Genomic DNA, 23996 nt, shown 5'->3' with positions numbered 1-23996 from the left:
AGTTTGCGCCGAATAACAGAAGTTGTTCGCATGGCGGGGGTCGAAGTGGTATAGGCGCCTACTCGCGCCGCCTATGCCGTGCGAATGGGCGACAACTCCCCGTGACCAGCGGAGAGTCGCCCGTGGGGCTCAGTTGCCGCTCTCGGTCTTCCTTGTGTGCAACTGCCGTGCCACCTCCGCGATCGAGCCCGACAGGGACGGATACACGGTGAACGCGTTCGCGATCTGTTCGACCGTCAGATTGTTGTCGACCGCGATCGAGATGGGGTGGATCAGTTCCGAGGCGCGCGGGGACACGACCACACCGCCCACCACGATCCCGGTGCCCGGGCGGCAGAAAAGCTTCACGAAGCCGTCGCGGATGCCCTGCATCTTGGCGCGCGGGTTGCGCAGCAGGGGCAGCTTGACGACGCGGGCGTCGATCTTGCCCCCGTCGACATCGGCCTGGGTGTACCCGACGGTGGCGATCTCCGGGTCGGTGAAGACGTTCGACGAGACGGTCTTCAGGTTCAGCGGGGCCACCGCGTCGCCCAGGAAGTGGTACATGGCGATGCGGCCCTGCATGGCGGCGACGGACGCGAGGGCGAAGACGCCGGTCACGTCACCGGCGGCGTACACACCGGGAGCCGTGGTCCGCGAGACCTTGTCGGTCCAGATGTGCCCGGACTCCCTGACCTTGACGCCGGCCTCCTCCAGGCCCATCCCGCTGCTGTTCGGGATGGCGCCGACGGCCATCAGGCAGTGCGAGCCGCTGATGACCCGGCCGTCGGAGAGGGTGACCTCGACCCGGTCGCCGACCCGCTTGGCGGACTCGGCGCGGGAGCGCGCCATGACGTTCATGCCGCGGCGGCGGAAGACGTCCTCCAGGACGGCGGCGGCGTCCGGGTCCTCGCCGGGCAGCACCCGGTCGCGGCTGGATACGAGCGTGACGCGGGAGCCGAGCGCCTGGTAGGCGCCGGCGAATTCGGCGCCGGTGACACCGGAACCGACCACGATGAGCTCGTCCGGGAGCTCGTCGAGGTCGTACACCTGGGTCCAGTTGAGGATCCGCTCGCCGTCGGGCTGTGCGTCGGGCAGCTCGCGCGGGTGGCCGCCGGTCGCGATCAGCACGGCGTCGGCGGTCAGCGTCTCCTCGGTGCCGTCGGCGGACCGCACGACCACCTTGCGGGAGCCGTCCAGGGACTGCATGCCCTCGAGCCGGGCGCGTCCGCGCAGGACACGGGCGCCGGCGCGGGTCACGGAGGCCGTGATGTCGTGCGACTGGGCGAGCGCGAGGCGCTTCACACGGCGGTTGACCTTGCCGAGGTCGACGCCGACCACCCGCGCGGGCGCGTCGATGTGTGGAGTGTCGTCGGCGACGATGATGCCGAGTTCCTCGTACGACGAATCGAAGGTGGTCATCACCTCGGCCGTCGCGATAAGGGTCTTCGACGGCACGCAGTCGGTGAGCACCGACGCCCCGCCCAGACCGTCGCAGTCGACGACGGTCACCTCCGCGCCGAGCTGGGCGGCCACGAGGGCCGCCTCGTATCCGCCGGGTCCGCCACCGATGATCACGATCCGAGTCACGTACTCCATTGTCCCGCACGCTTCAAGGTGCTTCCGCCCTGGGGGGCTCCATGGGGGCATTCGAGCTACTTCTGTTACGCGAGAGACGCACGTTTCACTGCCGTACCCTCGACCCCATGTCGCTCTACGCCGCGTACGCCGGCAATCTCGACCCGCGGCTCATGACGCGCCGCGCACCGCACTCGCCGCTGCGCGCCACCGGCTGGCTGAACGACTGGCGGCTGACGTTCGGGGGCGAGCACATGGGCTGGGAAGGCGCGCTGGCGACGATCGTCGAGGCACCGCGGTCCCAGGTCTTCGTGACTCTGTACGACATCGCGCCCCTGGACGAGGACTCCATGGACCGGTGGGAGGGCGTCGGGCTCGACATCTACCGCCGGATGCGGGTGCGGGTGCACACGCTGGAGGGCGAGGAAGCCGCGTGGGTGTACGTACTCAACGGGTACGAGGGGGGACTCCCGTCGGCGCGGTACCTGGGGGAGCTCGCCGACGCCGCCGAAACGGCCGGGGCGCCGCACGACTATGTGATGGAGCTGCGTAAGCGGCCCTGCTGAGGCAGTACGCCTGGCTTTCGTCCCTTTCTCCGCCCATTTGCCCACCCCATTGTGGGAAACGTTCCTCATGCGCTTGTTGGAAACGACAAGACAACGATCGCAAGACCGTGAGCTCTGTCATCTACGCGCGTAGGCCTGGACCAGCTACCCTCATGCGCGTGAACGCATCTCTTCTTCCGGACGACATCCAGGGCGACCCCCATGCGGCCGCCGACGCCGCCGCCACGCGACTGCGTGAGCTCACGGGCGCCGAGACCCACGACGTCGCCCTTGTGATGGGCTCCGGCTGGGCGCCGGCCGTGGACGCGCTCGGCTCACCCGAGGCCGAGTTCCCGGTCACCGAGCTGCCCGGGTTCCCCCCGCCGTCGGTCGAGGGCCACGGCGGCCAGGTCCGCTCGTACAAGATCGGCGACAAGCGGGCCCTGGTCTTCCTGGGCCGCACCCACTACTACGAAGGCCTCGGTGTCGCCGCCGTCGCGCACGGTGTCCGTACCGCCGTCGCCGCCGGCTGCAAGACCATCGTGCTCACCAACGGCTGCGGCGGTCTGCGCGAGGGCATGCGCCCCGGGCAGCCGGTCCTGATCAGCGACCACATCAACCTCACGGCCACCTCGCCGATCATCGGCGCGAACTTCGTGGACCTCACCGATCTGTACTCGCCGCGGCTGCGCGCCCTGTGCAAGGAGATCGACGCGAGCCTGGAGGAGGGCGTGTACGCGCAGTTCCCCGGGCCGCACTACGAGACGCCCGCGGAGATCCGGATGGCTCGGGTCATCGGAGCCGATCTGGTGGGCATGTCGACCACGCTGGAGGCCATCGCCGCCCGCGAGGCCGGCGCGGAGGTGCTCGGCATCTCCCTCGTCACCAACCTCGCCGCGGGTATGACGGGCGAGCCCCTGAACCACGAGGAGGTCCTCCAGGCGGGCCGCGACTCGGCCACCCGCATGGGGGAGCTGCTTACGCAGGTGCTGGACCGGCTGTAGGTGTTTTTTCGCCCCCGCCGCCCCTACCCATTCCCGTCCCTTGGGGGCTCCGCCCCCAAACCCCCGCTCCTCAAACGCCGGAGGGGCTGAATCTTGGCCTTTCAGCCCGTCCGGCGTTTGAGGACGAGGCCGTCCAGGCCGATACGGGGGTCTGGGGGCGGAGCCCCCAGGAACGGGACGGGAAGGGGCGGAGGGGGCGAAAAAACCAGGGTGGACCCAGCAACGTACGACCGAACAGAGAGGCGCAGCCGACGTGCAGGACGAACTCATCGCTCGGGCCAAGGCGTGGTTGGCCGAGGACCCCGACGCGGAGACCCGTGAGGAGCTCGCGAAGCTCATCGACGCCGGCGACACGGCGGAGCTCACCGCACGGTTCACCGGCACCCTCCAGTTCGGCACCGCAGGCCTGCGAGGCGAACTCGGCGCGGGCCCGATGCGAATGAACCGCGCCGTGGTCATCCGCGCGGCCGCGGGCCTCGCCGCGTACCTCAAGGGCAAGGGCGAGACGGACGGCCTGGTGGTGATCGGCTACGACGCCCGCCACAAGTCCGCCGACTTCGCAAGGGACACGGCCGCCGTCATGACCGGCGCCGGCCTGCGTGCCGCGGTACTCCCGTACCCCCTCCCGACCCCCGTCCTGGCGTACGCCATAAGGCACCTCGGCGCGGCGGCGGGCGTGGAGGTCACCGCCAGCCACAACCCGCCCCGGGACAACGGTTACAAGGTGTATCTCGGGGACGGTTCGCAGATCGTCCCGCCCGCGGACGCGGAGATCGCCGCCGAGATCGACGCGGTCCGCGCACTGGCCGATGTGCCCCGCCCGGACAGCGGCTGGGAGATCCTCGACGACACCGTCCTGGACGCCTACCTGGCCCGCACGGACGCCGTACTCGCCACCGGCTCCCCGCGCACGGCCCGCACCGTCTACACCGCGATGCACGGCGTCGGCAAGGACACCCTCCTCGCGGCGTTCGCGCGGGCCGGCTTCCCGGAGCCCGTGCTCGTCGCCGAGCAGGCGGAGCCGGACCCCGACTTCCCGACGGTCGCGTTCCCGAACCCGGAAGAGCCCGGCGCGATGGACCTCGCCTTCGCGAAGGCCCGCGAGACCCAGCCGGATCTGATCATCGCGAACGACCCGGACGCGGACCGCTGCGCGGTGGCCGTCGCGGACGGCGACGGCTGGCGGATGCTGCGCGGCGACGAGGTCGGCGCGCTGCTCGCCCAGCACCTGGTGAAGCGCGGCGCGCGGGGCACGTTCGCCGAGTCGATCGTCTCCTCCTCGCTGCTCGGGCGGATCGCCGAGAAGGCGGGTCTGCCGTACGAGGAGACCCTCACCGGCTTCAAGTGGATCGCCCGGGTCGAGGGGCTGCGGTACGGGTACGAGGAGGCGCTGGGCTACTGCGTCGACCCCGACGGCGTACGCGACAAGGACGGCATCACGGCGGCTCTGCTGATCACGGAACTCGCCTCGGAGCTCAAGTCCCGCAACCGCACCCTCCTCGACCTCCTCGACGACATCGCCGTCGAGTACGGCCTGCACGCCACCGACCAGCTCTCGGTCCGCGTCGAGGACCTCTCCCTGATCGCGAACGCCATGCGGCGCCTGCGTGAGCAGCCGCCCACCCGGCTCGCGGGCCTGGCGATCACGAAGGCCGAGGACCTGACGAAGGGGACGGACAGGCTCCCGCCGACGGACGGGCTGCGCTACACGCTGGAGGGCGCACGGGTGATCGTCCGGCCGAGCGGGACCGAGCCGAAGCTGAAGTGCTATCTGGAGGTCGTGGTGCCCGTCGCCTCGCACGAGGGGCTCGACGCGGCGCGGACGAAGGCGGCCGAGCTGCTGGCGGCCATCAAGCGGGACCTCTCGGCCGCCGCCGGCATCTGACCCGTACTCGCACCAGTACTCGTACTCGACGGGGTGGACCGGCCGTCCCCGGCCACCCCATCGAGTGATTTCCGCGGGACAGCTGACGCACCTCCGCACCCGGCCGCCCTCTCCGGGAAACGGTGACCCGGTACCGCCCGCCGAGTACTGGAGCCGCCGCCGTGTCCTCGACCGTCCCCGACACCGCCCCCGGCAGACACATTCCGAGCACCCGGCGACGACCCCCGTCCCCCACGCCGACCACTCCGACCGCCCTGCGCCGGGTCGCGCCCGCTCTCCTCGCCTACGTCGCGGTACGGGCCGTGGGACTGCTGGTCCTCGCCGCCTGGGCGCACCGGCAGGGGCACGGCGTCTGGCCGGTCCTGGCAACGCGGTGGGACGCCGACTGGTATCTCGGGATCGCCGGCCACGGGTACGCGCGGGAGCTGGGCACGGCGTACGACGCGAACAATCTCGCGTTCTTCCCGCTCTACCCGGTCCTCGTCAAGGCGGTCGCGGCCGTCACGCCCGGCAGCGCGGCGGGCGCCGGTCTCGGGATCGCCGTCGTCGCCTCCCTCTTCGCCGCCTGGGGGGTCTTCGCGGTCGGCGACCGGTTGTACGGGCGGCGGGTCGGCGTCCTGCTCACCGTCCTGTGGGCCGCGCTGCCGGTCGGGCTCGTGCAGTGGATGGGCTACACCGAGTCCTTGTTCACGGCGTTCGCCGCCTGGTCGCTGTACGCGGTGCTCAGCGGCCGCTGGCTGTGGGCGGGGGCGCTGGCCTCGCTCGCCGGGCTGACCCGGCCGACCGGTGTCGCGGTCGCGGCCGCGGTGACCGTCACGGCCCTGGCCTCCCTGCGCCGCCGCTTCGACGCCCGCGTCCTCGCGGCCGCCGTCCTCGCTCCGCTCGGGTGGCTCGGGTACGTCGGCTGGGTGGGCCTGCGGCTCGGCCGCTGGGACGGCTACTTCGCCGTACAGCGCCTGTGGCACAACGAGTTCGACGGCGGCCTGGCGACGCTGCGGCGGATGCGCGAGTACCTGATGTACGACTCGACGCCCGAGCTTTTCCTGCTGATGGTGACCGCCACGCTGGTCGCCTCGGTGCTGCTGTTCGCGCTGGCGGTGTGGGACCGGCAGCCGCTGCCGCTGCTCTTGTTCACGGGCCTGCTGCTGGTGATCGTGCTGGGCAGCGGAGGCGTCTACTTCCCCCGCGCCCGCTTCCTGCTGCCGGCCTTCCCGCTGCTGCTCCCGCTCGCGGTGCACCTGTCCCGCGCCTCCCTCCGCTTCCGCGTGCTCACGCTGGCGGCAGCGGTGCTAGGAGCGGCTTACTTCGGCGCCTACATGGCTCTCGTGTGGCCCAGCGCTCCCTGATTCACGGGGAGTTGGGCCCTCGCATGCTCCTCGGCTGCCTACTCCGCCCCCTCTCGTCCCACGCTGGAGGAGGCAACTGAACCCCGTGTCGGTTCGCCCACGTACCCACGTGGAGCGGCTCAGCCCGTGGGCGCGCTCGTGTCCTCGGTCGTGCCCGTCCCTGCGGTAGCCGGGGTGGTGGTGTCCGACGCGGTGGACTCAGGGGCCAAGCCCCTCCCCCACTCACCCCACCGCCAGCAAAACCCCCAACAACACGGCCCCGGCAACGGCGGGCCCCACAATCTCGTACGCCCACCGCACCGTCACCTCGCCCTGCGCGCTCTCCGCCTTCCCCCGCGTCTCCCGCAGCTCGCGCAGTTCGTCCATGATCCGGTCGGCCTCCGCACGCACCGGCCCGGCCGATCCGGATGCCGGACCACCGGTGCCTCCGCCGAACCCGCCGAAGCCCCCCAGCCCTCCGCCGCCCCGCCGCTTCCCGGACGCGTCGGCGGCCTGCCGAGCCTCGCGCTGGGCCGCCTTCTTGCGTCCGCGCAGGGACACCGGCACCGCCCACAGCTGGAACTTCCGGCCGGACGGGTCGACGGCCTCGTTGGAGTAACCGGAGCGCAGCCCGGCGACCTGCCCCCAGGGCAGCACGATCAGGCGGAGCGGGTTGCGGATGGCCAGCCGGTCGGCGTTGGCGTAGACGGCCGGGCGCAGGGTGAACGCGACGATCAGCGGCACGACGAGGAGCATCGCGGCGAGCGCCAGCCAGGGGGTGCGGTCCTCGCCGGAGACCAGCGCGTCGATGCCGAGCCAGCCCACGAGGGCCAGCAGCAGGGCGCCGCCCACCATGCCGGCGGGCGACCGGTAGATCCGGTCCTTCGACTCGGGGCGCGAGGCGTCCGGCGTGGGTGACTGGTGATCCGGGGTCGTCATGGTCCCGATTCTGCCCGACGCCCGGACCGGCGCTCATGCGCGGTGGCCCCCCGCGACCCCCCGCCCGTGCCGCCTCTCGACGAGCGCCCGGGGATGCCCGGGAGAAGCTCTCGGGGCTGTACAGCCGCTACGCGCGTAGATATGCTCGTCTGGTGACCATGCCCACCTATGCACACGCTGCACACGCACTCGGCGACGTAACCGCGTCCGACAGCACGCTGCGCCGCTTCCTCCACGGGCTCCCCGGCGTGGACGCGGTCGGCCTGGAGGCGCGTGCCGCCTCGCTGGGGACCCGTTCCATCAAGACCACGGCCAAGGCGTACGCCATCGACCTCGCCATCTCGATGGTCGACCTGACGACGCTGGAAGGCGCGGACACCCCGGGCAAGGTCCGGGCGCTCGGCGCCAAGGCGGTCCACCCGGACCCGACGGACCGTACGGCACCCGGCACCGCGGCTGTCTGCGTCTACCCCGACATGGTGGCCACCGCCAAGGAAGCCGTCGCCGGCTCCGGCGTGAAGGTCGCCTCCGTCGCCACCGCCTTCCCCGCCGGCCGAGCCGCCCTCGACGTCAAGCTGGCCGATGTGCGGGACGCCATCGCCGCGGGCGCCGACGAGATCGACATGGTCATCGACCGCGGGGCGTTCCTCGCGGGCAAGTACCTGAAGGTGTACGACGAGATCACCGCCGTGAAGGAGACCTGCGGGACCAACGCCCGCCTCAAGGTCATCTTCGAGACCGGTGAACTGTCGACGTACGACAACATCCGCCGCGCCAGCTGGCTCGGCATGCTCGCCGGCGCCGACTTCATCAAGACCTCCACCGGCAAGGTGGCCGTGAACGCGACCCCGGCGAACACGCTGCTCATGCTGGAGGCGGTACGCGACTTCCGCGCCCAGACGGGCGTGCAGATCGGCGTGAAGCCCGCCGGCGGCATCCGCACGACCAAGGACGCCATCAAGTTCCTGGTGCTGGTCAACGAGACCGCGGGCGAGGACTGGCTGGACAACCACTGGTTCCGCTTCGGCGCGTCCTCGCTACTGAACGACCTGCTGATGCAGCGTCAGAAGCTGGCCACCGGCCGCTACTCCGGCCCCGACTACGTGACGGTGGACTGATCCATCATGGCTACTTTTGAATACGCGCCGGCGCCCGAGTCCCGCTCGGTGGTCGACATCGCACCCTCCTACGGCCTCTTCATCGACGGAGAGTTCACCGAGGCGGCCGACGGCAAGGTCTTCAAGACCGTCAGCCCGTCCACCGAAGAGGTCCTCGCCGAGATCGCCCAGGCGGGCGAGGCGGACGTCGACCGTGCCGTGAAGGCGGCCCGCAAGGCGTTCGAGAAGTGGTCGGCCCTGCCCGGCTCCGAGCGCGCCAAGTACCTGTTCCGCATCGCCCGGATCATCCAGGAGCGCTCCCGCGAGCTCGCCGTCCTCGAAACCCTGGACAACGGCAAGCCGATCAAGGAGACGAGGGACGCCGACCTCCCCCTCGTGGCCGCGCACTTCTTCTACTACGCGGGCTGGGCCGACAAGCTCGACCACGCGGGCTTCGGCGCGAACCCCCGGCCGCTCGGCGTCGCGGGCCAGGTCATCCCCTGGAACTTCCCCCTCCTGATGCTGGCGTGGAAGATCGCCCCGGCGCTGGCGACCGGCAACACGGTCGTCCTGAAGCCCGCCGAGACGACCCCCCTCTCCGCGCTCTTCTTCGCGGACATCTGCCGCCAGGCGGGCCTCCCCAAGGGCGTCGTCAACATCCTTCCCGGGTACGGAGACACGGGCGCGGCCCTCGTCGAGCACCCGGACGTGAACAAGGTGGCCTTCACGGGCTCCACCGCCGTGGGCAAGGCGATCGCCCGCCAGATCGCGGGCACGAACAAGAAGGTCACCCTCGAACTCGGCGGCAAGGGCGCGAACATCGTCTTCGACGACGCCCCCATCGACCAGGCCGTGGAGGGCATCGTCAGCGGCATCTTCTTCAACCAGGGCCAGGTCTGCTGCGCGGGCAGCCGACTCCTGGTCCAGGAGTCGATCCAGGACGAACTCCTCGACTCCCTCAAGCGCCGCCTCTCGACCCTCCGCCTCGGCGACCCCCTCGACAAGAACACGGACATCGGCGCGATCAACTCCGCCGAGCAGCTGTCCCGCATCACCACACTCGTCGAGCAGGGCGAGGACGAGGGCGCCGAGCGCTGGTCCGCGCCCTGCGAACTCCCCTCCTCCGGCTACTGGTTCGCCCCGACGCTCTTCACGAACGTCACCCAGGCGCACACCATCGCCCGCGACGAGATCTTCGGCCCGGTCCTGTCCGTCCTCAGCTTCCGCACCCCGGACGAGGCGGTCGCCAAGGCCAACAACTCCCAGTACGGCCTCTCCGCCGGTATCTGGACGGAGAAGGGCTCCCGCATCCTCGCGGTCGCGGGCAAGCTCCGCGCGGGCGTCATCTGGTCCAACACGTTCAACAAGTTCGACCCGACGTCGCCGTTCGGCGGCTACAAGGAGTCGGGCTTCGGCCGCGAGGGCGGCCGCCACGGTCTGGAGGCATACCTCGATGTCTGATGCGCGACTGTCAGTCTTCAAGACCTACAAGCTGTACGTCGGGGGCAAGTTCCCCCGCAGCGAGAGCGGCCGGGTGTACGAGGTGACGGACTCGAAGGGCAAGTGGCTGGCCAACGCCCCGCTCTCCTCCCGCAAGGACGCGAGGGACGCGGTGGTCGCCGCCCGCAAGGCGTTCGGCGGCTGGTCCGGCGCGACGGCGTACAACCGCGGCCAGATCCTCTACCGCGTCGCGGAGATGCTGGAGGGCCGCAAGGACCAGTTCGTACGCGAGGTCGCGGACTCGGAGGGGCTCTCGAAGTCCAAGGCCGCAGCGGTCGTCGACGCGGCCGTCGACCGCTGGGTCTGGTACGCGGGCTGGACCGACAAGATCGCCCAGGTGATCGGCGGCGCCAACCCGGTGGCGGGCCCGTACTTCAACCTCTCCACCCCGGAGCCGACCGGCGTGGTCACCGTCCTGGCCCCCCAGGAGTCCTCGTTCCTGGGCCTGGTCTCGGTGATCGCCCCGGTGATCGCGACCGGCAACACGGTGATCGTGATCGCGAGCGAGAAGTCCCCGCTCCCGGCGCTGTCCCTCGGCGAGGTCCTGGCGACGTCCGACCTGCCCGGCGGTGTCGTCAACGTCCTCTCCGGCAGGACGGCGGAGATCGCCGCCCCGCTGGCCGCGCACCAGGACGTCAACGCGATCGACCTCGCGGGCGCGGACGACGTACTGGCGAAGGAGCTGGAGATCGCCGCCGCGGACAACCTGAAGCGAGTTCTCCGTCCACAGGCTGTGGATTACTCCGAGACGCCCGGCATCGAGCGCCTCACCGCCTTCCTGGAGACGAAGACGGTCTGGCACCCGACGGGCGCGCTTGGCGCCTCCGGATCGTCCTACTAGAACGAACGAGGGCGTACGAGGATCTCGGCGCCCTCCGCCGGCTCGGGACCCCGATCCGTGTCCCCGGGGTCCCGTTCACGAGAGAGCCGCGCCTCCCCTCCGTCCAGGGGAAGCGCGGCTCTCTTCCCGTTCAGCGCAGCAGCCCCGTCCTGCCCGAGCACCGGACAACACTCCGAGTGGCCCTGGGTCTGCCCAAGCAGCCAGGGCCACTCGGAGCCACACCAACGCATCAACCGAGCGCAGTCCTGGTGCCACCGCCATGTTCGGTGACCCTCGGACGGCACAGCACCTTCACCGTTCCCTGCGTGAAAGCCTCGTCCGTGGCCTTACTGGACCAGACATAGGCCTCTCCTGGGCGTAGTTCCGCCATCTTCTGAGCTGTGAGTCCGCCGAGTGCGGTGTTCACCTTCTGCAAGTACTTGAGCCACGCCGGCGAGGTGAACTTGTGCAGCACGATCGTGCTGGACAACTCGATCAGAGTGGCGGGCACGGACGGGGGGTCCTGACTCGCGACGACGACCGACATTCCCTTGTGCCGCATTTCCCGCACGCTGGAGACGAGCCCCGCGACAAGGTCACCGCCGTCCGCGTATTTGTGTGCCTCGTCGAAGACGACCAGCTTGTTGAACTGCTCGCTCCCGTGCCGTGCTTCGGCGAACAGCTGCATGAGCACGACGAACAGGCCGAGTGCATCGTTCTTTTCAATGTCGTCGGAGCGCACATCGACAATGATCAGCCGCCCCGGCCGTACCAGGTCCTGCAGTCTCGCGGTGTCGTCGATGAAACTCTCCGCCAGATCCAGCCGCCCCTTGGCCTGCTTCTTGAGGTGCTCGGCAAGTTCGGAATCCTCGACGCCACGGAGGATCGTCTCCAGAGTGAGATTCTCGCGGTTCGTCTTGATGATCCGGCCGATCTGGCGGATGTAGGTGGCCTGGTTGCCGACGGCTCCCATGAGGAACCGCCAGTGGCTCATCTTCAGCTCCGACGAGGCGAAGGCCAGTGGCCGGACGTCGATGTCCGGATAGTCGCGCCTGCGCTCGGCAACGTTCTCAGCGGGGACAAGCAGCATGACGTCCGTCAGGGCGGCGGGTTCCGCCCCGTAACGCACCCGCAGAGCGGCCCGCTGGCCGTCGTCGCTGTTCGGACGGATCATGCTGGTGAACTCGGGGGCGTAGTCGGACGTCTCGCTGTAGTGGAAGACAATGCTCGCAAGCGGTTTGCTGAGCTCATTGATGCCCGGCACAGGCAGACTCGCCATCTCCAGGATCGACCCGAGCGTGTAGCTCTTACCGCCGCCCTGTACGCCGAACAAGCTGATCGTGTGCGTTTCGTTGAGGTCCAGCGCGACCTTCCGGCCTGAGCTGATCCCGAGCAGACCGAACTGCGGTGACGGGTGAGAGACACCAAGCACCACGTCTGCCGGGGTTCTGCCCGCACCGTCGTCTCCGCCCGGGTCCGAACCCTCCACCGGTTGCGGATCCGGCTCCTGGTCGAGAGTCTTCTTGTCTGCGCCCTGCTCCGCACGAGGCTGGATCTGGTCAGCACCCCGCGCTGCTGGCACTTGGACCGTCTCTGCCACCTCCGGTCCCTCCGGCTCGTCGTCGACGTCCAGGGGAAGCGGACCGGGCTCATCCGGCAGCACACGCTCACGCTCACGGGGCCTGAGCGCTGCGAGCGCCTCAGCCTCCGCTCGGTCTGCGCCCGCAGATTCCGCAGCCCTCGAACGCAGCTCGGCGCTTTCCTCACCGTTCTCGGCTGCTTCGGGCCCCCTCACGTACTCCGTCTCGATCTCGTCCAACATCCGCAGCACATGGTCCCGCCCCACCCGGTGATAGGCGATGCCGTCCTCGCAGTCGATGTCGACCCCGTCCGCGGACAAGTCGAAGACCAGGCCGGTCGCCGTGAATTCCAGGCCGAAGCGGTGATCGAGATGATCGAGGAGCCACTGCGCCTCGTCCCGGGACTTCCGGGAGAGGAGCCCGTAACGGTCGGCGCGGGCCAGGTAGTGGCCGAGGAGCGTGCGAAGGGTGACGTTCTGCAGCGGCCGGTCGCTGCGGCGGACGGACGGATCAAACAGCGCGGTGAGCACCCGTCGGGTGTTGTCGAGCTGCGTGCGGATGCGCTGCCGCGTCGACTGGAACGACGCCAAGCCACCGGAACCGGTAAAGCATTTGACCTCCACCAATCGGCAGGTGAGGGTCTTGCGTTCGGCGTCCAGGTCGAACAAGGCGAGGTCGGTTCGGTGCAACCGGACCCCGCTGTCTCCCGCCGCAGAACGCCTCTGTTCCTCCCCGTACAGCTCCGGATGTGCGTCGAGCGGCACCAGGAGCTGATGCCGCAGCGCGCTGCGGTCTCCCAGGTATAGGCGTGCGAGGGCGAGACCCACCACCTCGGTGCGGCCGCTTTCGCCCAGCGCCGCGAGTTTGAAGGCGAGGCTTCCCGACAGTTCCCTCAGCTGATCGAAGAACGTGCGGACGTGGCGCTGCTCGATGCTCAGGCGCCGGTCCGCCAGTACGGGCTCCAGCAGTGCCCTCAGCTCGTCGACCGACCGGGAGGAGACCACGACGTGACTGCTCATACCCGCCGTTGAGGATGCTGAGTAGTCGATGACGTACTCGGCCCGGTTCTTGCGTCCGTGGTCGAAGTACTCGGCGCCCAGGGTGCGGTCCACTGTGATCACCCAGTCGCTCATGCGGTGCACGTCGTGCAGCAAGGAGCGGTCGTCCGCGTCGAGGCTGAGGCTGATCTGGGGCAGGGTTCCCGGCCGCGGTTCACCCGACGTGGCGGCGACCGCGCCGGCCGAAAGCGCGGTGGGAAGCGCAGCCAGGAGGTCTCCGGTGACCTCCGCTCCTGGCAAGGGGTCCGTCGCACCGTGCCTGGGCTGTCGGCTCCAGACCGCCGATCCGCCGTCTTCGCTGTAGTGGCTGGTCATCTCCTGTACGAGACCGTGGACTGCGGCTCGACCGTCGGCCGAGCCGCCGGGCGCGATGTCGTACCGCTCTCCGCCGAACGGAGCGAACAGGAAGGTGAGGTGCGCGGGGAACTCGGCCTGCGCCGAGGTGAGGTCGACCAGTTTGCGCACCACCACCGCCAGCTTCGGCCTGAGGGGATCGCCGGGCGTGGAGAATGCCTCCGCCGCGGCCGTGCGGGCTCCGTCGGCGGGCGCGATGAGGTCGGTGAGGGCCGCACCGGTCCAGGGGTCGTCGGGGGTCGGGGTGAACAGGCGCACCGTATAGCGCAGATGGGCGAGGTGACGCCGCTCCTGGAGAGCGGTGAGCGTGTCGGCGAGCAGCTCGCCGCGCCCGGCACCCACCGCGTTGATGACCAGAGAGTCGGCGTAGGGGTGGAGGCGTACGTAGCGCTCGACGCGATCGGCGAGCTCCGCACCGGTCACGTCACCGCCCCCGGCCACCGCCCCGTCCGCTCCGAGTGCGGTGGCGATACGGGTGACCACGCCACGGGGATTCTCTGTCTCGCTGGGCAGGCAAACCTGCCAATAGTCGGTCAGTAGCCCGCCGGCAAAGGCGAGTTCACCGCCGGCGAGCGGTACGGCGAGGGGGAAGCCGAGGGGTGCGAGCCGCTTCTCCAGCGCCTCCAGCCGTTCCAGGACGGCGGCCCGCCCGTCCGTCTCCGCTTCGGCGAGCCAGTGGTCGGCCAGGGCGGCCTGACCGCTCCACCACAGCATCCGCAGGGGATGCGTCGGGGCGACGAGCACAGCGGCGTGCCGACTGCCATCTATGTCGGTCAGACTCACTGGAAGGGTGTCAGTCCGCAGCAGGAGCTGAAGCTCTGCGCGGCGCGCGTCCGCATCCCGCTCATACGGGTCGTCGAGCGCCCGGAGGCAGGACGTCAGGGCGTTCAGGTAAGCCTCCGCATACGTCTCCGTCCTGGCGCGCAGATGACGAGGGTCGGCGCTCTCCACCACCAGCACATCCGCCCCGGTCCCTTCTCCGGTGAGCATCGTGAACAGATCGGCGCGCGCATCGAGATACGCAGTGAACGAGGGGGCGGCCACGAGCGTGCCCTCCGCGGAGATGTGGACTCCGTCCGCCGCGTCGATCTCGACGACCGGCCCGATCAGGGTGTGCGGATGGCGCAGCAGCCTCTGCTGGGCCTCGACCAGCCGATGCGGCAGGTCGATGACGAAGGGTGCGCCGGGGCCGAAAGAAGCGCGCAGCGACCGAGTCCTGGCTCCAGTACTCCCCCAGGTGACGTCGCGGCACGTGATGCGCGAGGGGTCCCGTCCGTCGGCCTGCGCTGTGAAGCGCAGCCGGTTGACAGCCTGGGCGACGCCGGGTGCGTGCTGGGCTCGGGGCGCTGGGGGCTCATCGAATTCTCCTTCCGGCACCACGTAAAAGCGGTCGCTCTCGTCCGTCCGCCGCGTGGTGCCCGCACCAGCGACGGGCATCGGGTCGCCGCCCTCGTCGAGTGGCGTGACTCGAACGAAATGCCAGCCCTCCTCCCAGTCGGTGGCTTTGCGGCCCCGCTTGAGCTTCACGTTCGCCTTTTTGGTGGTGCGGCCGACGGTGACGGTCAGCCCTGTAGGACTGGCTACCACGGAGCCGTCATCCCCCTCCTCTGCGCCCTCACCGCCCGACTCCGCGTAGATCTCCACCTTGAAGCGCGCGAGTCCGGTGATATTGCGCGGGTCGGGATCCACCGTGAAGGACACCGGCAGTACGGACAGACCGCCGGGCAGCAGGTAGCGAGCGCCGAAGACCCGCTCCAGCACGGGGTGATTGCGCAGGTCCTCGTCGCTGTCGCCCGCCTTCGGCAACGCGGTCAGTTCGTCCACGTCCACCGTGACCGGCTGATCACCGTGGTCGTTCTCCTCGGGCCAGTGCTGAAATGCCAGCGGCCAGTTGCCGGGCTCGACGGCGATGGACCGGCACCACTGCCGGGGTTCGGCGAACGAGGTGCGCCCCGCGAAGGCCACCAGCCGCCTCATGAACGCCTGGTGTTCGGCGGAGGACCGGGGCAGTCCCAGCGCCAGAACCCGCTGCCGCGAGGTCGCCACGCTGTCGCTGAGCGCATCCACCACACGACGGTTGCGCTCGGCTTTGCGGCTTACCAATGTGGGATCGGCGAAGAGGCGGAAGTCGGGGATGAGGCCGAGTAGATGGATGGCCGCACCCGCCGCCTCGGGATGGTTGTGGTTCTCCCGCAACGTGAGCAGATACCGCACGGCGGCCTGGGGATCAGCGCCTGCCGGTCCACCTGCCGCCGGTGAACCCAGGAGTTCCGTGACCGAAACCCGCAGCGACTCCGGCACCTGGCTCAGCAGGGATTGCCGGAGTGCGGTATGAACATCGGCCAGCCGCAGTTCCTCGAACGTGGCGGTGGAGAACGAGTCCTCGGCACTGGCGCGGGTGCCTGGCGGGACGAAGACGAGCAGGGGCGGCCGCAGGGCTCCGGTCGCGTCGGGGTTGCGTAGCTCCACCAGTTTGGTGCTGGTGATGGTCGTCTCGTCGGCTTCCTGCTCGCGCATTCCGCCGTCGAGGACGTACACCTGGGCATCGGGCACCGCCGTGCGCAGCCTGCGGGTCAGGCTCGTGGTCAGGTCGGCCCGCAGCCCCTCGACGCGCATGCAGTGGCCCGCCTCCCGCTGCCGCAGAACGGCGGCGATGCGCGGCAACAGCGCCTGTTCCAGGGCTTCTCGCCACTGGCTCTCGGTGATCTCGGTCAGTCCTCGTGCCATGTCGATCCGTTCTCCGCTACTTTCCGCTGCCCGCTGTGACCGTGCCGTCCTCTGCGATCACGAAGCGCGGTGCGATCACCTGGGTGAGATACGCATCGGACAGGTCGTCGTAGAAACCGATCTCCCGCAGCTTCGTGGTGAACGCCTCGGTGTTCGCGCGCAGTGCCGCCTCCTCCTCGAATCCGGCTGCGGCGAAGCCGTCCGTGGCCGGAAGCCTGTCGATGTACAGGCCGTAGCGCGTCCGCAGCAGATCGGTGAACTCGTCCAACCGGAGGGAGACGGTGTGGTGCGTGAACCTGGAGCGGCTGCCGCGCGGGTTGGGGCGCAGCAGCGCGACCTGGACCAGGACCTCCAGCAGCGCGCTGTCGAGGACGAAGCGCCGCTTGCCGCGGTGGGGCTGTGCGATGAGGGCGCCCGGTCGGTTCTTCAGCAGCAGGGAGTCGATGGTCTCGATGATGTACTTGTGGTGGTAGCGGCCTCGGTAGGCCATCAGCAGTTCGAGGTACTGCTCGAAGGGGTCTATCCCCATGGTGACTTCCAGCAGGGGGCGTAGTGCTTCGGGCTGCTCTTCGCGCGGTGTCTCCTCCAGGATGGTGTCGAGACGGGATGTGAAGAACCGCTCACGCCGTTCCTTGTAGTCCTCCGAGCCGAAGCGCAGCAGCTCTCCGGCGCTGAAGTGGCCCTCCTTGGGCCGCCTCGCCTCGCCGCGTCCGACGAGGTGCTCGGCGAAGTCGTCGAGCTTGCGCACCACGTACCCGGCCCGGACGAAGTCCGGGATGCGCCGGAGCCATACGGCGGTGCTGTGTTCGGCCAGGGCTGCCACGGGGGTGCCGGGGACTCCGGCGGCGTCGACGAAGAGACCCGCGCGGAAAGGACAGCCGGCGAGCGGATCAGCCGCCGAACCCGTGGCCGGGCAGTGGTCGAGGCCGCAAGCGGGGTCGAGGCCACCGCGCGCCACGGCCTGTGGCAGCAGTTTCATCGCTTTCAGCTGGCCGAGTGCGAGGTGCAGGGCGAAGAGGATCTTCAGGTACTCGACCATGGTGACGCGCGGCAGCAGGTCCTTCAGAGACATCAGGCGCAGCACATCGTCGGCGAGGAGGTCGGCCTGGCCGACGCACAGCGGGGGCGCGGAGTACCAGCCGCGCAGCTGCTGCGGGGCGTCCTGCGTCACCTGGTTGTTGAGGTGCAGTACGGCCTGGGTCTCCACGTCGATTCGGGAGTCCCCGGGCCCGTCGCCGAGGGCGGGATCCAGCCCGGTGAAGAAGAACCGTCGCAGCTGCTCAAGGGCCGCTTGGCCCCGGTTGCCGCGTGCGTGGCGCAGCATTTCGTACAACTGGGCGTCCGCGCCGTAGGCACGCGAGTGGTAGTAGTTGCGGAACTTATACGTCAGTCCGTGCAGGGGGCGCAGTCCGGCCACGGCCTGGCTGGGCTTGCCCCGGTTGACCATGTCGAGCAGCTGGGTCTCGATCCAGCGGCGGGTGATGTCGCTGTGCTCGGCGAAGCCGGGGAACTGACCGGTGTGGCGGTCGCTGGTGAACTCCTTGACGAAGGTTTCGACCGAGAGGTCTTTGCGGTGCACCATCTTGCTCGGCAGTCCGCGGTGGTTGACCCGCATCAGAAAACCGGTCAGGACCCGGTCCATCTCGACGCGCTTGTACTCCAGGTACGACACACCCAAGTGCTTGAACTCGCTGTCGCGGCGTCGCAGCGCCATCAGTCCTCCCTCCTTTCATCGCCGGTACGGCCGTCTCGCGCGGGGGCGAGCCGCAGCGTCCCGCCTGGCTGCCTGCTGAGCCGGTAGGGAGGGCTGCCCGGGGCACTGAGCAGCACCTCCTGGGTGGACGTCGCGGACAGGGCGTTCTTGAAGACCGCGAGGGCGAGGTTCTGGCCCTGGCGGTCCTCGACACCGGATTGGTGGCCGCGGTAGAGCCGGTCGAGCAACTCGTACAGGTCGAGGCGGACAACGAGTTGGGCGTGCTGCGGCCCATCGTCGTCGGGCCGGTAGCGCATGACCAGTTCCCGGGGGCTCTTCTCCACATAGTCCGAGGCCGCGGGCGTACGGACGTCGAGGGTGAACCGCCCGGCGGGGAAGAGCCGGTGGCTGCGCACCGTGCCGCCGCGCACCGTCCTCACCTGGAGGGCGAGGTCCGGGCCGCTCGCGTCGGAGGTGTACGGCATGCCCTCGCCGCGGCTGATCGCTTCGATGAGGCGGACGAGTTCATCCTCCACGGGAAGCGCGCCGTCCAGCAGTCCGAGGAAGTGGTCACCGGACTGGTAGCTGAGCATGGTGGACCAGCGGATGTCGTCGAGGCTTTCGAAGAAGAACCGCCGGCGGGCCGCGCCCAGGTAGGCGCGGTGGGCGGCGAGTTGTCGGCCACCCGGTTCAGGAGTCCGCGGCAGTGCGGCAAAGAACTCCTGCAGCAGCTCCTCGTCGTGGCCGCCCCGCTGGTCGACGGAGATCAGGCTGTGGCCGCCGGAGGGCCCGGTGTAGTCGAGCCTGCGGTCCAGCTGCGGATCGGGCACGGTGGCCATGTCCAGGTCGCGGAGTTGGGTGAGGAACCGGTCGTGCTCCGCGTCGGCTCCAGTGTGGAGGCCGGCCCAGCTGGTGAAGTAGAAGCTGTCAAGGCGTTCCTGAGCGCTGTCCGCACCCCGCTCGTAGAGGGTGTGGATCTGGGCGCAGTCGCGTGCCGAGGTGAGGGTGTAGGCGAGGGCGGAGCGCAGGTCGCGCAGGGTGACATGGAGACGGCCGCGGAGCTGTGCCATGCGGTGCAGCGCGGCGAGCCGATTGACGATCTGGGGACCGGCCGTGGGGTGCGTGAAGGTCCGCGCGTTGTGCAGGGCGTAGCAGCGGGGTGCGAGGGTGCAGGAGGCGCAGGCCGTCCAGTGCCGTTCGTCGGTCATCGCCTCGACCATGCGCCGCATGATCGAACCGGTGCCGTACGGATCGGCGAAGACGTCCCGGGCGTTGAGGTTGATCACCACCACACTGTGGGCTTCCTGTCCCGTGGCCAGCCCTTCCCGCACGGTGTGGGCGAGCAAGGGATACCGGTCCTCGTGGTGGGTCACGAAGTCGGTCAGCCGCCCCTCGTTGACCGCGAGCAGCCGGGTCTCCCCTTCGGGCCAGGCGTCGGCCGTATCGCCTCGGTAAGGGGCGAGGAACCCGTCCAGCACGGCGTCGTTGTCCGTGTCGCCCTCGTCCTGGCTGCCGTCGTGGTTGGTGCGGAAGAGCCGTCCCCGGTAGGTGAATTCGGAGCCGTTGGGGCGGTCCTGGCCGGCATCGGCGCCTTTTTTGGCCGCGGTTTCCGCGAGGTTCTGCAGGAACGCCGTCTTGCCGTCGCCCGCATTGCCGGTGATGATCACCAACCGGTGGTCTCCCCGAAGAACAGCCTTGGTCAGCTCGGTGTCCAGGGCGGTCTCGACATAGAGCGGGAATCCCGCGGGGTCGAGCCCGCGTGTGCCTGAGTTGGTCCGGGAGTTCTGGCTGTAGAGCGTCTGTAGACGGGCGACGAAGGGGTTGTCCCCCACCCCTTCGGGCGCAAGTGCCGACCCGCTGTCCGAAGCACCGGCAGCCGTCGTGTCCTCGTTGTCCGTCAAGCGAGGTGTCAGACGTACGTCACCGGCTGCGCGCAGCGCGGCGAGGAAGGCCTCAGTGTCGGCGAACCGTTCGGCACGGCGCGGGGAGATGGCGCGGCGGAGCACTGCCGCGAAGGCAGGGCTCAGGTCGGCGAAGCCCGCGATGTCACGGGGGTCGGGGGCCTCCTCGTCCTTGGGCGGGCTCTCCCGTCCGCGCCACGGGTAGGCGCCTGTGAGCGCCATGTAGGCGGAGACACCAAGTGCGTACAGATCGAGATCGGTGAGGTCCTCCACCGTGGGCCGTCGCCGCCCCATGGCACCGGGCGCAATGAACTTGGGCGAGCCGAGCGTCGGGGTGAGCGTGGACCCGGCGGAGACCGCGGCGTTGAAGTCCAGCAGCTTGGTGCCGTCAGGAGTCCAGAGCAGATTGCTGGGCTTGATGTCGCAGTGGTAGACGCCGTTCGCATGCAGATGGGCGAGGCCCGCGAGGCAGTCTTCCAGGAGTCTCCGTACGTCGGCGGGACCGAGCGGCCGTTCCCTGCCGCCGCTCCTGCGGCCGTCCCCGCCGATGACCGTCTGCAGGTCCTGCCCCTCCGCGAACTCCATGCGCAGATACTGGAATCCGCCCTTCGGCAGCCACTCGGCGTCGATGAGCGGCACCAGGTTGGGATGCGGGGGCAGCTGCCGCAGGATGCGGTACTCCCCTCTCAGCCGCTCCTCGACGGAGACGCCGCCGCCCGTCATGATCTTCAGCACCTCGTCCGTGTCGTCGAGGGTGTTGAAGACGCGGTAGACGACACCGAACTGACCCTGGCCGAGCTTGGCCCGCACCCGGAACTTCTCGGTAAGCCGGAACCCTGCTGGCAGGTGGGCATAGTTATGCGGATTGTCCCAGTCGAAGGAGTCGTCGTCCTCCCGCTCCTCGGCGCCGCCCCGGCCGGCGCCCTGGCCTGCCCGGCGCCGGTCGACCAGTTCGATCGCCTCCCGGGCCTCCGGGCGCCGCCGCGGGTCGGCATCCAACAGCCGTCTGATGAGGTACCTGACCTCGCGTTCAAGGCCCGGTACCTCGTCAAGTCCGTCGCCCTCCCCCACCGACGGCGGTTCCCCCGCGTACAGCTCGTGGAAGAGCGCACCGGCCGCGTACATGTCCGAAGCGGGCGAGAACCCGTCCGGATTGTCCCTGACCTCGGGTGCGAGATAGGCGGCATCGTGCCGTTCGAGCGCCGTCTGCCGCACGGTGAGCTGCGCGCCGCGCGGCTCACCCGGGTAGGCGAAGTCGAACCCGGTCAGCATGGCTTCCCCGTCGCGGTCGACCAGCACCGTGTCGGGCGTCAGGCCTCGGTGCACGACCCGCTTGGCGTGCGCGTGCGCGAGCCCGGCGAGAACCCCGGACATCACCCGTCGCCTGGCGTCCGCCCCGAGCGCCGCAGGCCCGTCCGTGAGCCTCACTCGCAGTGCGTCGGCGTGTACGTCCTCCAGCACGACGGCGTATCCGGTCTCGTCGTGCACCGGGAAGTCGTCCACGCACGCGACGATGTACTGGCTCGCCTTGAGCCGGCTGTGCGCCTGGATCGGCGTGCTGATCCGCGTGTACGCCGCGGCCAGATCGGCCTCCGGCAGCAGCGGATCGACGGCGTGCACCTGCAGCAGGTAGGTCCCGGACGTCGGCTGGCCGCGCTTGCGGACCCGGTACACCGACACATTCTCGTACGGGTCGTACGGGTCTTCGGACGTCACCGAGGGGTCGGCCTCCGCCAGGGTCTCTACGACCTCGTACCTCCCGAACTGGCGCGAGCCGGACGCGGGACGGGCCTCGGCCCGCAGTGCCCGCACGATGTCGTCGTGCACGCCGGCGATGGGCGGGCCCGAGTGGGCGGCAGTCGGCCGGTGCTGCGTGAGGTAAGGCACGAGATCCCGCAGCCGGACCGTGCACGGCTCGTCCAGGCCACCGGGGTCGCGCAGCACCGCGTCCTCGAACGGCAGGATGACCAGCGGCTCGCACCACACCGAAACCCCCGCTCCGGAACGGGACCGCCGTCTGAGGAGCTGGCCGAGGATCTTCGCGTGGTCCCGGCACTTACGGACCGGGCTGGGATACGGCTGCCGCCGGTGCGGATACCAGCGCGCCCCTCGCACCTCGATCCGGCCGTGCGCCCCCTTGGTGTCGGCGAGATAGCACGCGTGCTCCGTGAGGATGGCCAGGTCCACCTCGAAGACCTGCCGCCCGTGCCCGTACGACAGCTCGAAGTTGGACACGACGGTCCACTCGGCCGGAGCGTGGTCCCGCAGGTGCCGCAGCACCATCCGCTCGGCGTCATTGACCGGCTCCCCCACCTGAATGATCCGCGCCACCGGCCGCAACCCCCCGTGCACATCTGCCGATTCCGAGTCACCAGCCACTCTATTACCGACCACTGACAATGCGTCCGGCATAAATACGGCGGCCCCCGTCGGCGCCCGGCGGGTCAGAGCAACTCCTGGCGGCTGCGCGCGTTGGCGACAGCGACCCGGGCCCGCAGAAGCCCTTGCGGCAGGTCACCCTCAGGAGCGTCGGCGGCGACCGGCTCGACCTCGCCGGGCCGCGCGGTCCACTCCATCCCTCCGCCGGGAGGGCGCAGCCACACGTAGCCGTCGAGGTGGTCCATGACTACTCCACGGCGCTCCCGCCTTGTGTCGTAGGCGAGTTGACCGACGGGGAGGTTATGCGGCTCGCGCGCGGCGCGGGCGGCATCCGTGTGGGCCTGCGCCGCGGCGGCGACGGTTTCGGGGTCGTGGAGGGCGGGGGTGCGGGTGGTCTCACGAGTGGACCGGTCAGCCTTACGTCGAGTCAACTGCGCCTCCTGTGACGGGGGTTGCGGCCTCACAACCCCGGACTTTCACTGTTCGCACCCACATCGTCACCGTGCGCCACTGCCATGGACAGAGTGATGCCATCCCCTCCCGGGATGAGGAACAGCACGTCAACACGTCAGGGGGCGCACGTGATCTCAGGAACCCGCGAACTCGACCCGGCTCACTCGGCGCGAGACCTCTACGGCACGGAACTCCGCCGCCAGCGGCAGCGCGCGGACATCTCGCTCGACCGCCTGTCCGACATCGTCAACTACAGCAAGACCCAACTGCACGGCGTCGAAACCGCCGAACGCCTCCCCCTGCCTCCCCTGTCCGTCAAGCTCGACGCCGCGTTCGGCACGGGCTCTCTCTTCGAGGGCCTGTGGGGCATCGTCCAGCGAGAGCAGTTCCCCGACCGCTACCGCCGGTTCATGGAACTCGCCGCCCAGGCCATCGACATCCACGAGTACGGCGGCCACCTGGTGCCCGGGCTCCTGCAGACGGAGGCGTATGCGCGGGCGCTGCTTCTGGTGGGGGATCCGGAGGCCTCGGAGGAGGAGATCGAGCGGAAGGTGGGGCTTCGACTGGAGAGGCAGGGGCGGTTGAAGGAAGCGGATGGGCCTTACTTGTGGGTGGTGTTGGAGGAGGCGGTGTTACGGCGGCACATTGGCGGCCCTGCAACCATGCGTGAGCAGCTCGCCGCCCTCTTGACGGCGGCCGAGTCGCCTCGCATCGGGATCCAGGTACTCCCGTTCACGTATGGGGAACACACACTCATCGCTGGCCCACTCACACTCCTGCACCTTCCGGACCACAGGACGTTTGCCTACTTCGAGAGCCGCTACGGGGGCCATCTCGTTGAGGAATCGACCGAAGTGAAGCAACACCAGCGGGCACGATCTACTGAGGGCCTGCGCCCTTTCGCCGCAGGATTCCGCAGCGATGATCGAAGCGGCAATGGAGGACTTCACCTCATGCGAGCAACGAACGGACTGGGCACCGCGCAGTGGCGCAAGTCCAGCTACAGCAACCCTGACGGGGGCAACTGCGTCGAGGTCGCCGACGGGTTCCCAGGAGCTGTTCCCGTACGGGACAGCAAGGACACCACTGGCCCTGTCCTGACGGTCCAGGACAGGGCCTGGCGACTGTTCGTCGACGGCCTCAAGAACAGTTCGCGCCAGGGCTGATGTGCGGAACGGG

Annotated in this window: 14 protein-coding genes; 8 read left to right on the top strand and 6 right to left on the bottom strand. The window is 69.6% G+C overall.

The window, feature by feature from the left end:
- Positions 1-129: 129 nt before the first annotated feature.
- Positions 130-1578 (bottom strand): NAD(P)H-quinone dehydrogenase, encoded by a 1449-nt coding sequence (locus tag OG219_RS30410; protein ID WP_266831799.1) that lies wholly within the window; start codon positions 1576-1578, stop codon positions 130-132.
- Between the two features lie 107 nt (positions 1579-1685).
- Here OG219_RS30410 and OG219_RS30405 point away from each other — a divergent pair, with 107 nt between their 5' ends.
- The 4 genes from OG219_RS30405 (at position 1686) to OG219_RS30390 (ending at position 6337) form a co-directional block, all read left to right on the top strand.
- Complete coding sequence (locus OG219_RS30405) at positions 1686-2123, top strand: gamma-glutamylcyclotransferase (RefSeq protein WP_266831797.1); 438 nt, start codon at positions 1686-1688, stop codon at positions 2121-2123.
- 158 nt (positions 2124-2281) lie between these two features.
- A complete protein-coding gene (locus OG219_RS30400) occupies positions 2282-3106 on the top strand; it encodes a purine-nucleoside phosphorylase (RefSeq protein WP_266831795.1) in 825 nt (274 codons plus the stop codon).
- 253 nt (positions 3107-3359) lie between these two features.
- Positions 3360-4991, top strand: coding sequence for a phospho-sugar mutase (locus OG219_RS30395; RefSeq protein WP_266831793.1), 1632 nt, complete (start codon positions 3360-3362; stop codon positions 4989-4991).
- A 200-nt stretch (positions 4992-5191) separates the two neighbouring features.
- Positions 5192-6337: a glycosyltransferase family 39 protein gene (locus OG219_RS30390; RefSeq protein ID WP_266836284.1), complete on the top strand. Its 1146-nt coding sequence runs from the start codon at positions 5192-5194 to the stop codon at positions 6335-6337.
- A gap of 222 nt (positions 6338-6559) precedes the next feature.
- On the opposite strand, the gene OG219_RS30385 is transcribed toward OG219_RS30390, so the two are convergent.
- The gene (locus OG219_RS30385; RefSeq protein WP_266831791.1) at positions 6560-7255 is read right to left on the bottom strand and encodes a PH domain-containing protein; all 696 of its coding nucleotides are present in this window, start codon (positions 7253-7255) and stop codon (positions 6560-6562) included.
- Between the two features lie 158 nt (positions 7256-7413).
- Here OG219_RS30385 and deoC point away from each other — a divergent pair, with 158 nt between their 5' ends.
- Genes deoC through OG219_RS30370 form a run of 3 tightly spaced genes read left to right on the top strand, consistent with a single transcriptional unit; the run spans position 7414 to position 10693 of the window.
- Entirely contained in the window at positions 7414-8373 is a 960-nt protein-coding gene (gene deoC / locus OG219_RS30380) for a deoxyribose-phosphate aldolase (protein WP_266836283.1), read from the top strand.
- Between the two features lie 3 nt (positions 8374-8376).
- The gene (locus tag OG219_RS30375; protein ID WP_266836282.1) at positions 8377-9813 is read left to right on the top strand and encodes an aldehyde dehydrogenase family protein; all 1437 of its coding nucleotides are present in this window, start codon (positions 8377-8379) and stop codon (positions 9811-9813) included.
- Positions 9806-10693: an aldehyde dehydrogenase family protein gene (locus OG219_RS30370; RefSeq protein ID WP_266831789.1), complete on the top strand. Its 888-nt coding sequence runs from the start codon at positions 9806-9808 to the stop codon at positions 10691-10693. Before OG219_RS30375 ends, OG219_RS30370 begins: the two co-directional genes overlap by 8 nt.
- Positions 10694-10922: 229 nt before the next feature.
- Here the strand turns inward: OG219_RS30370 and OG219_RS30365 are convergent, their stop codons facing one another.
- From OG219_RS30365 to OG219_RS30350, 4 genes are all read right to left on the bottom strand, one after another.
- Positions 10923-16391, bottom strand: coding sequence for a hypothetical protein (locus OG219_RS30365; protein ID WP_266831787.1), 5469 nt, complete (start codon positions 16389-16391; stop codon positions 10923-10925).
- Positions 16392-16407: 16 nt separating this feature from the next.
- On the bottom strand, positions 16408-18105 hold the full coding sequence (locus OG219_RS30360) for a hypothetical protein (RefSeq protein ID WP_266831785.1): 1698 nt from the start codon (positions 18103-18105) through the stop codon (positions 16408-16410).
- Entirely contained in the window at positions 18105-22316 is a 4212-nt protein-coding gene (locus OG219_RS30355; RefSeq protein ID WP_266831783.1) for a protein kinase, read from the bottom strand. The genes OG219_RS30360 and OG219_RS30355 overlap by 1 nt, the downstream gene beginning before the upstream one ends.
- Positions 22317-22429: 113 nt before the next feature.
- Positions 22430-22795: a hypothetical protein gene (locus tag OG219_RS30350; protein ID WP_266831781.1), complete on the bottom strand. Its 366-nt coding sequence runs from the start codon at positions 22793-22795 to the stop codon at positions 22430-22432.
- Between the two features lie 150 nt (positions 22796-22945).
- Between OG219_RS30350 and OG219_RS30345 the strand changes: the two genes are divergently transcribed.
- Positions 22946-23983 (top strand): DUF397 domain-containing protein, encoded by a 1038-nt coding sequence (locus OG219_RS30345; protein ID WP_266831779.1) that lies wholly within the window; start codon positions 22946-22948, stop codon positions 23981-23983.
- Positions 23984-23996: the final 13 nt, after the last annotated feature.

This window comes from Streptomyces sp. NBC_00038 (assembly GCF_026343635.1).
Taxonomy (GTDB): Bacteria; Actinomycetota; Actinomycetes; order Streptomycetales; family Streptomycetaceae; genus Streptomyces.
Note: the sequence above shows the minus strand (reverse complement) of the source record. Positions and strands in the feature narration are given on the sequence as shown.

What these genes read in the sequence shown, in the direction of transcription:
- OG219_RS30410 (WP_266831799.1), bottom strand. Translation starts at nt 1,578, where the DNA reads ATGGAGTACGTGACTCGGATCGTGATCATCGGTGGCGGACCCGGCGGA.
- OG219_RS30405 (WP_266831797.1), top strand. Translation starts at nt 1,686, where the DNA reads ATGTCGCTCTACGCCGCGTACGCCGGCAATCTCGACCCGCGGCTCATG.
- OG219_RS30385 (WP_266831791.1), bottom strand. Translation starts at nt 7,255, where the DNA reads ATGACGACCCCGGATCACCAGTCACCCACGCCGGACGCCTCGCGCCCC.
- OG219_RS30360 (WP_266831785.1), bottom strand. Translation starts at nt 18,105, where the DNA reads ATGGCGCTGCGACGCCGCGACAGCGAGTTCAAGCACTTGGGTGTGTCG.
- deoC (WP_266836283.1), top strand. Translation starts at nt 7,414, where the DNA reads ATGCCCACCTATGCACACGCTGCACACGCACTCGGCGACGTAACCGCG.
- OG219_RS30370 (WP_266831789.1), top strand. Translation starts at nt 9,806, where the DNA reads ATGTCTGATGCGCGACTGTCAGTCTTCAAGACCTACAAGCTGTACGTC.
- OG219_RS30365 (WP_266831787.1), bottom strand. Translation starts at nt 16,391, where the DNA reads ATGGCACGAGGACTGACCGAGATCACCGAGAGCCAGTGGCGAGAAGCC.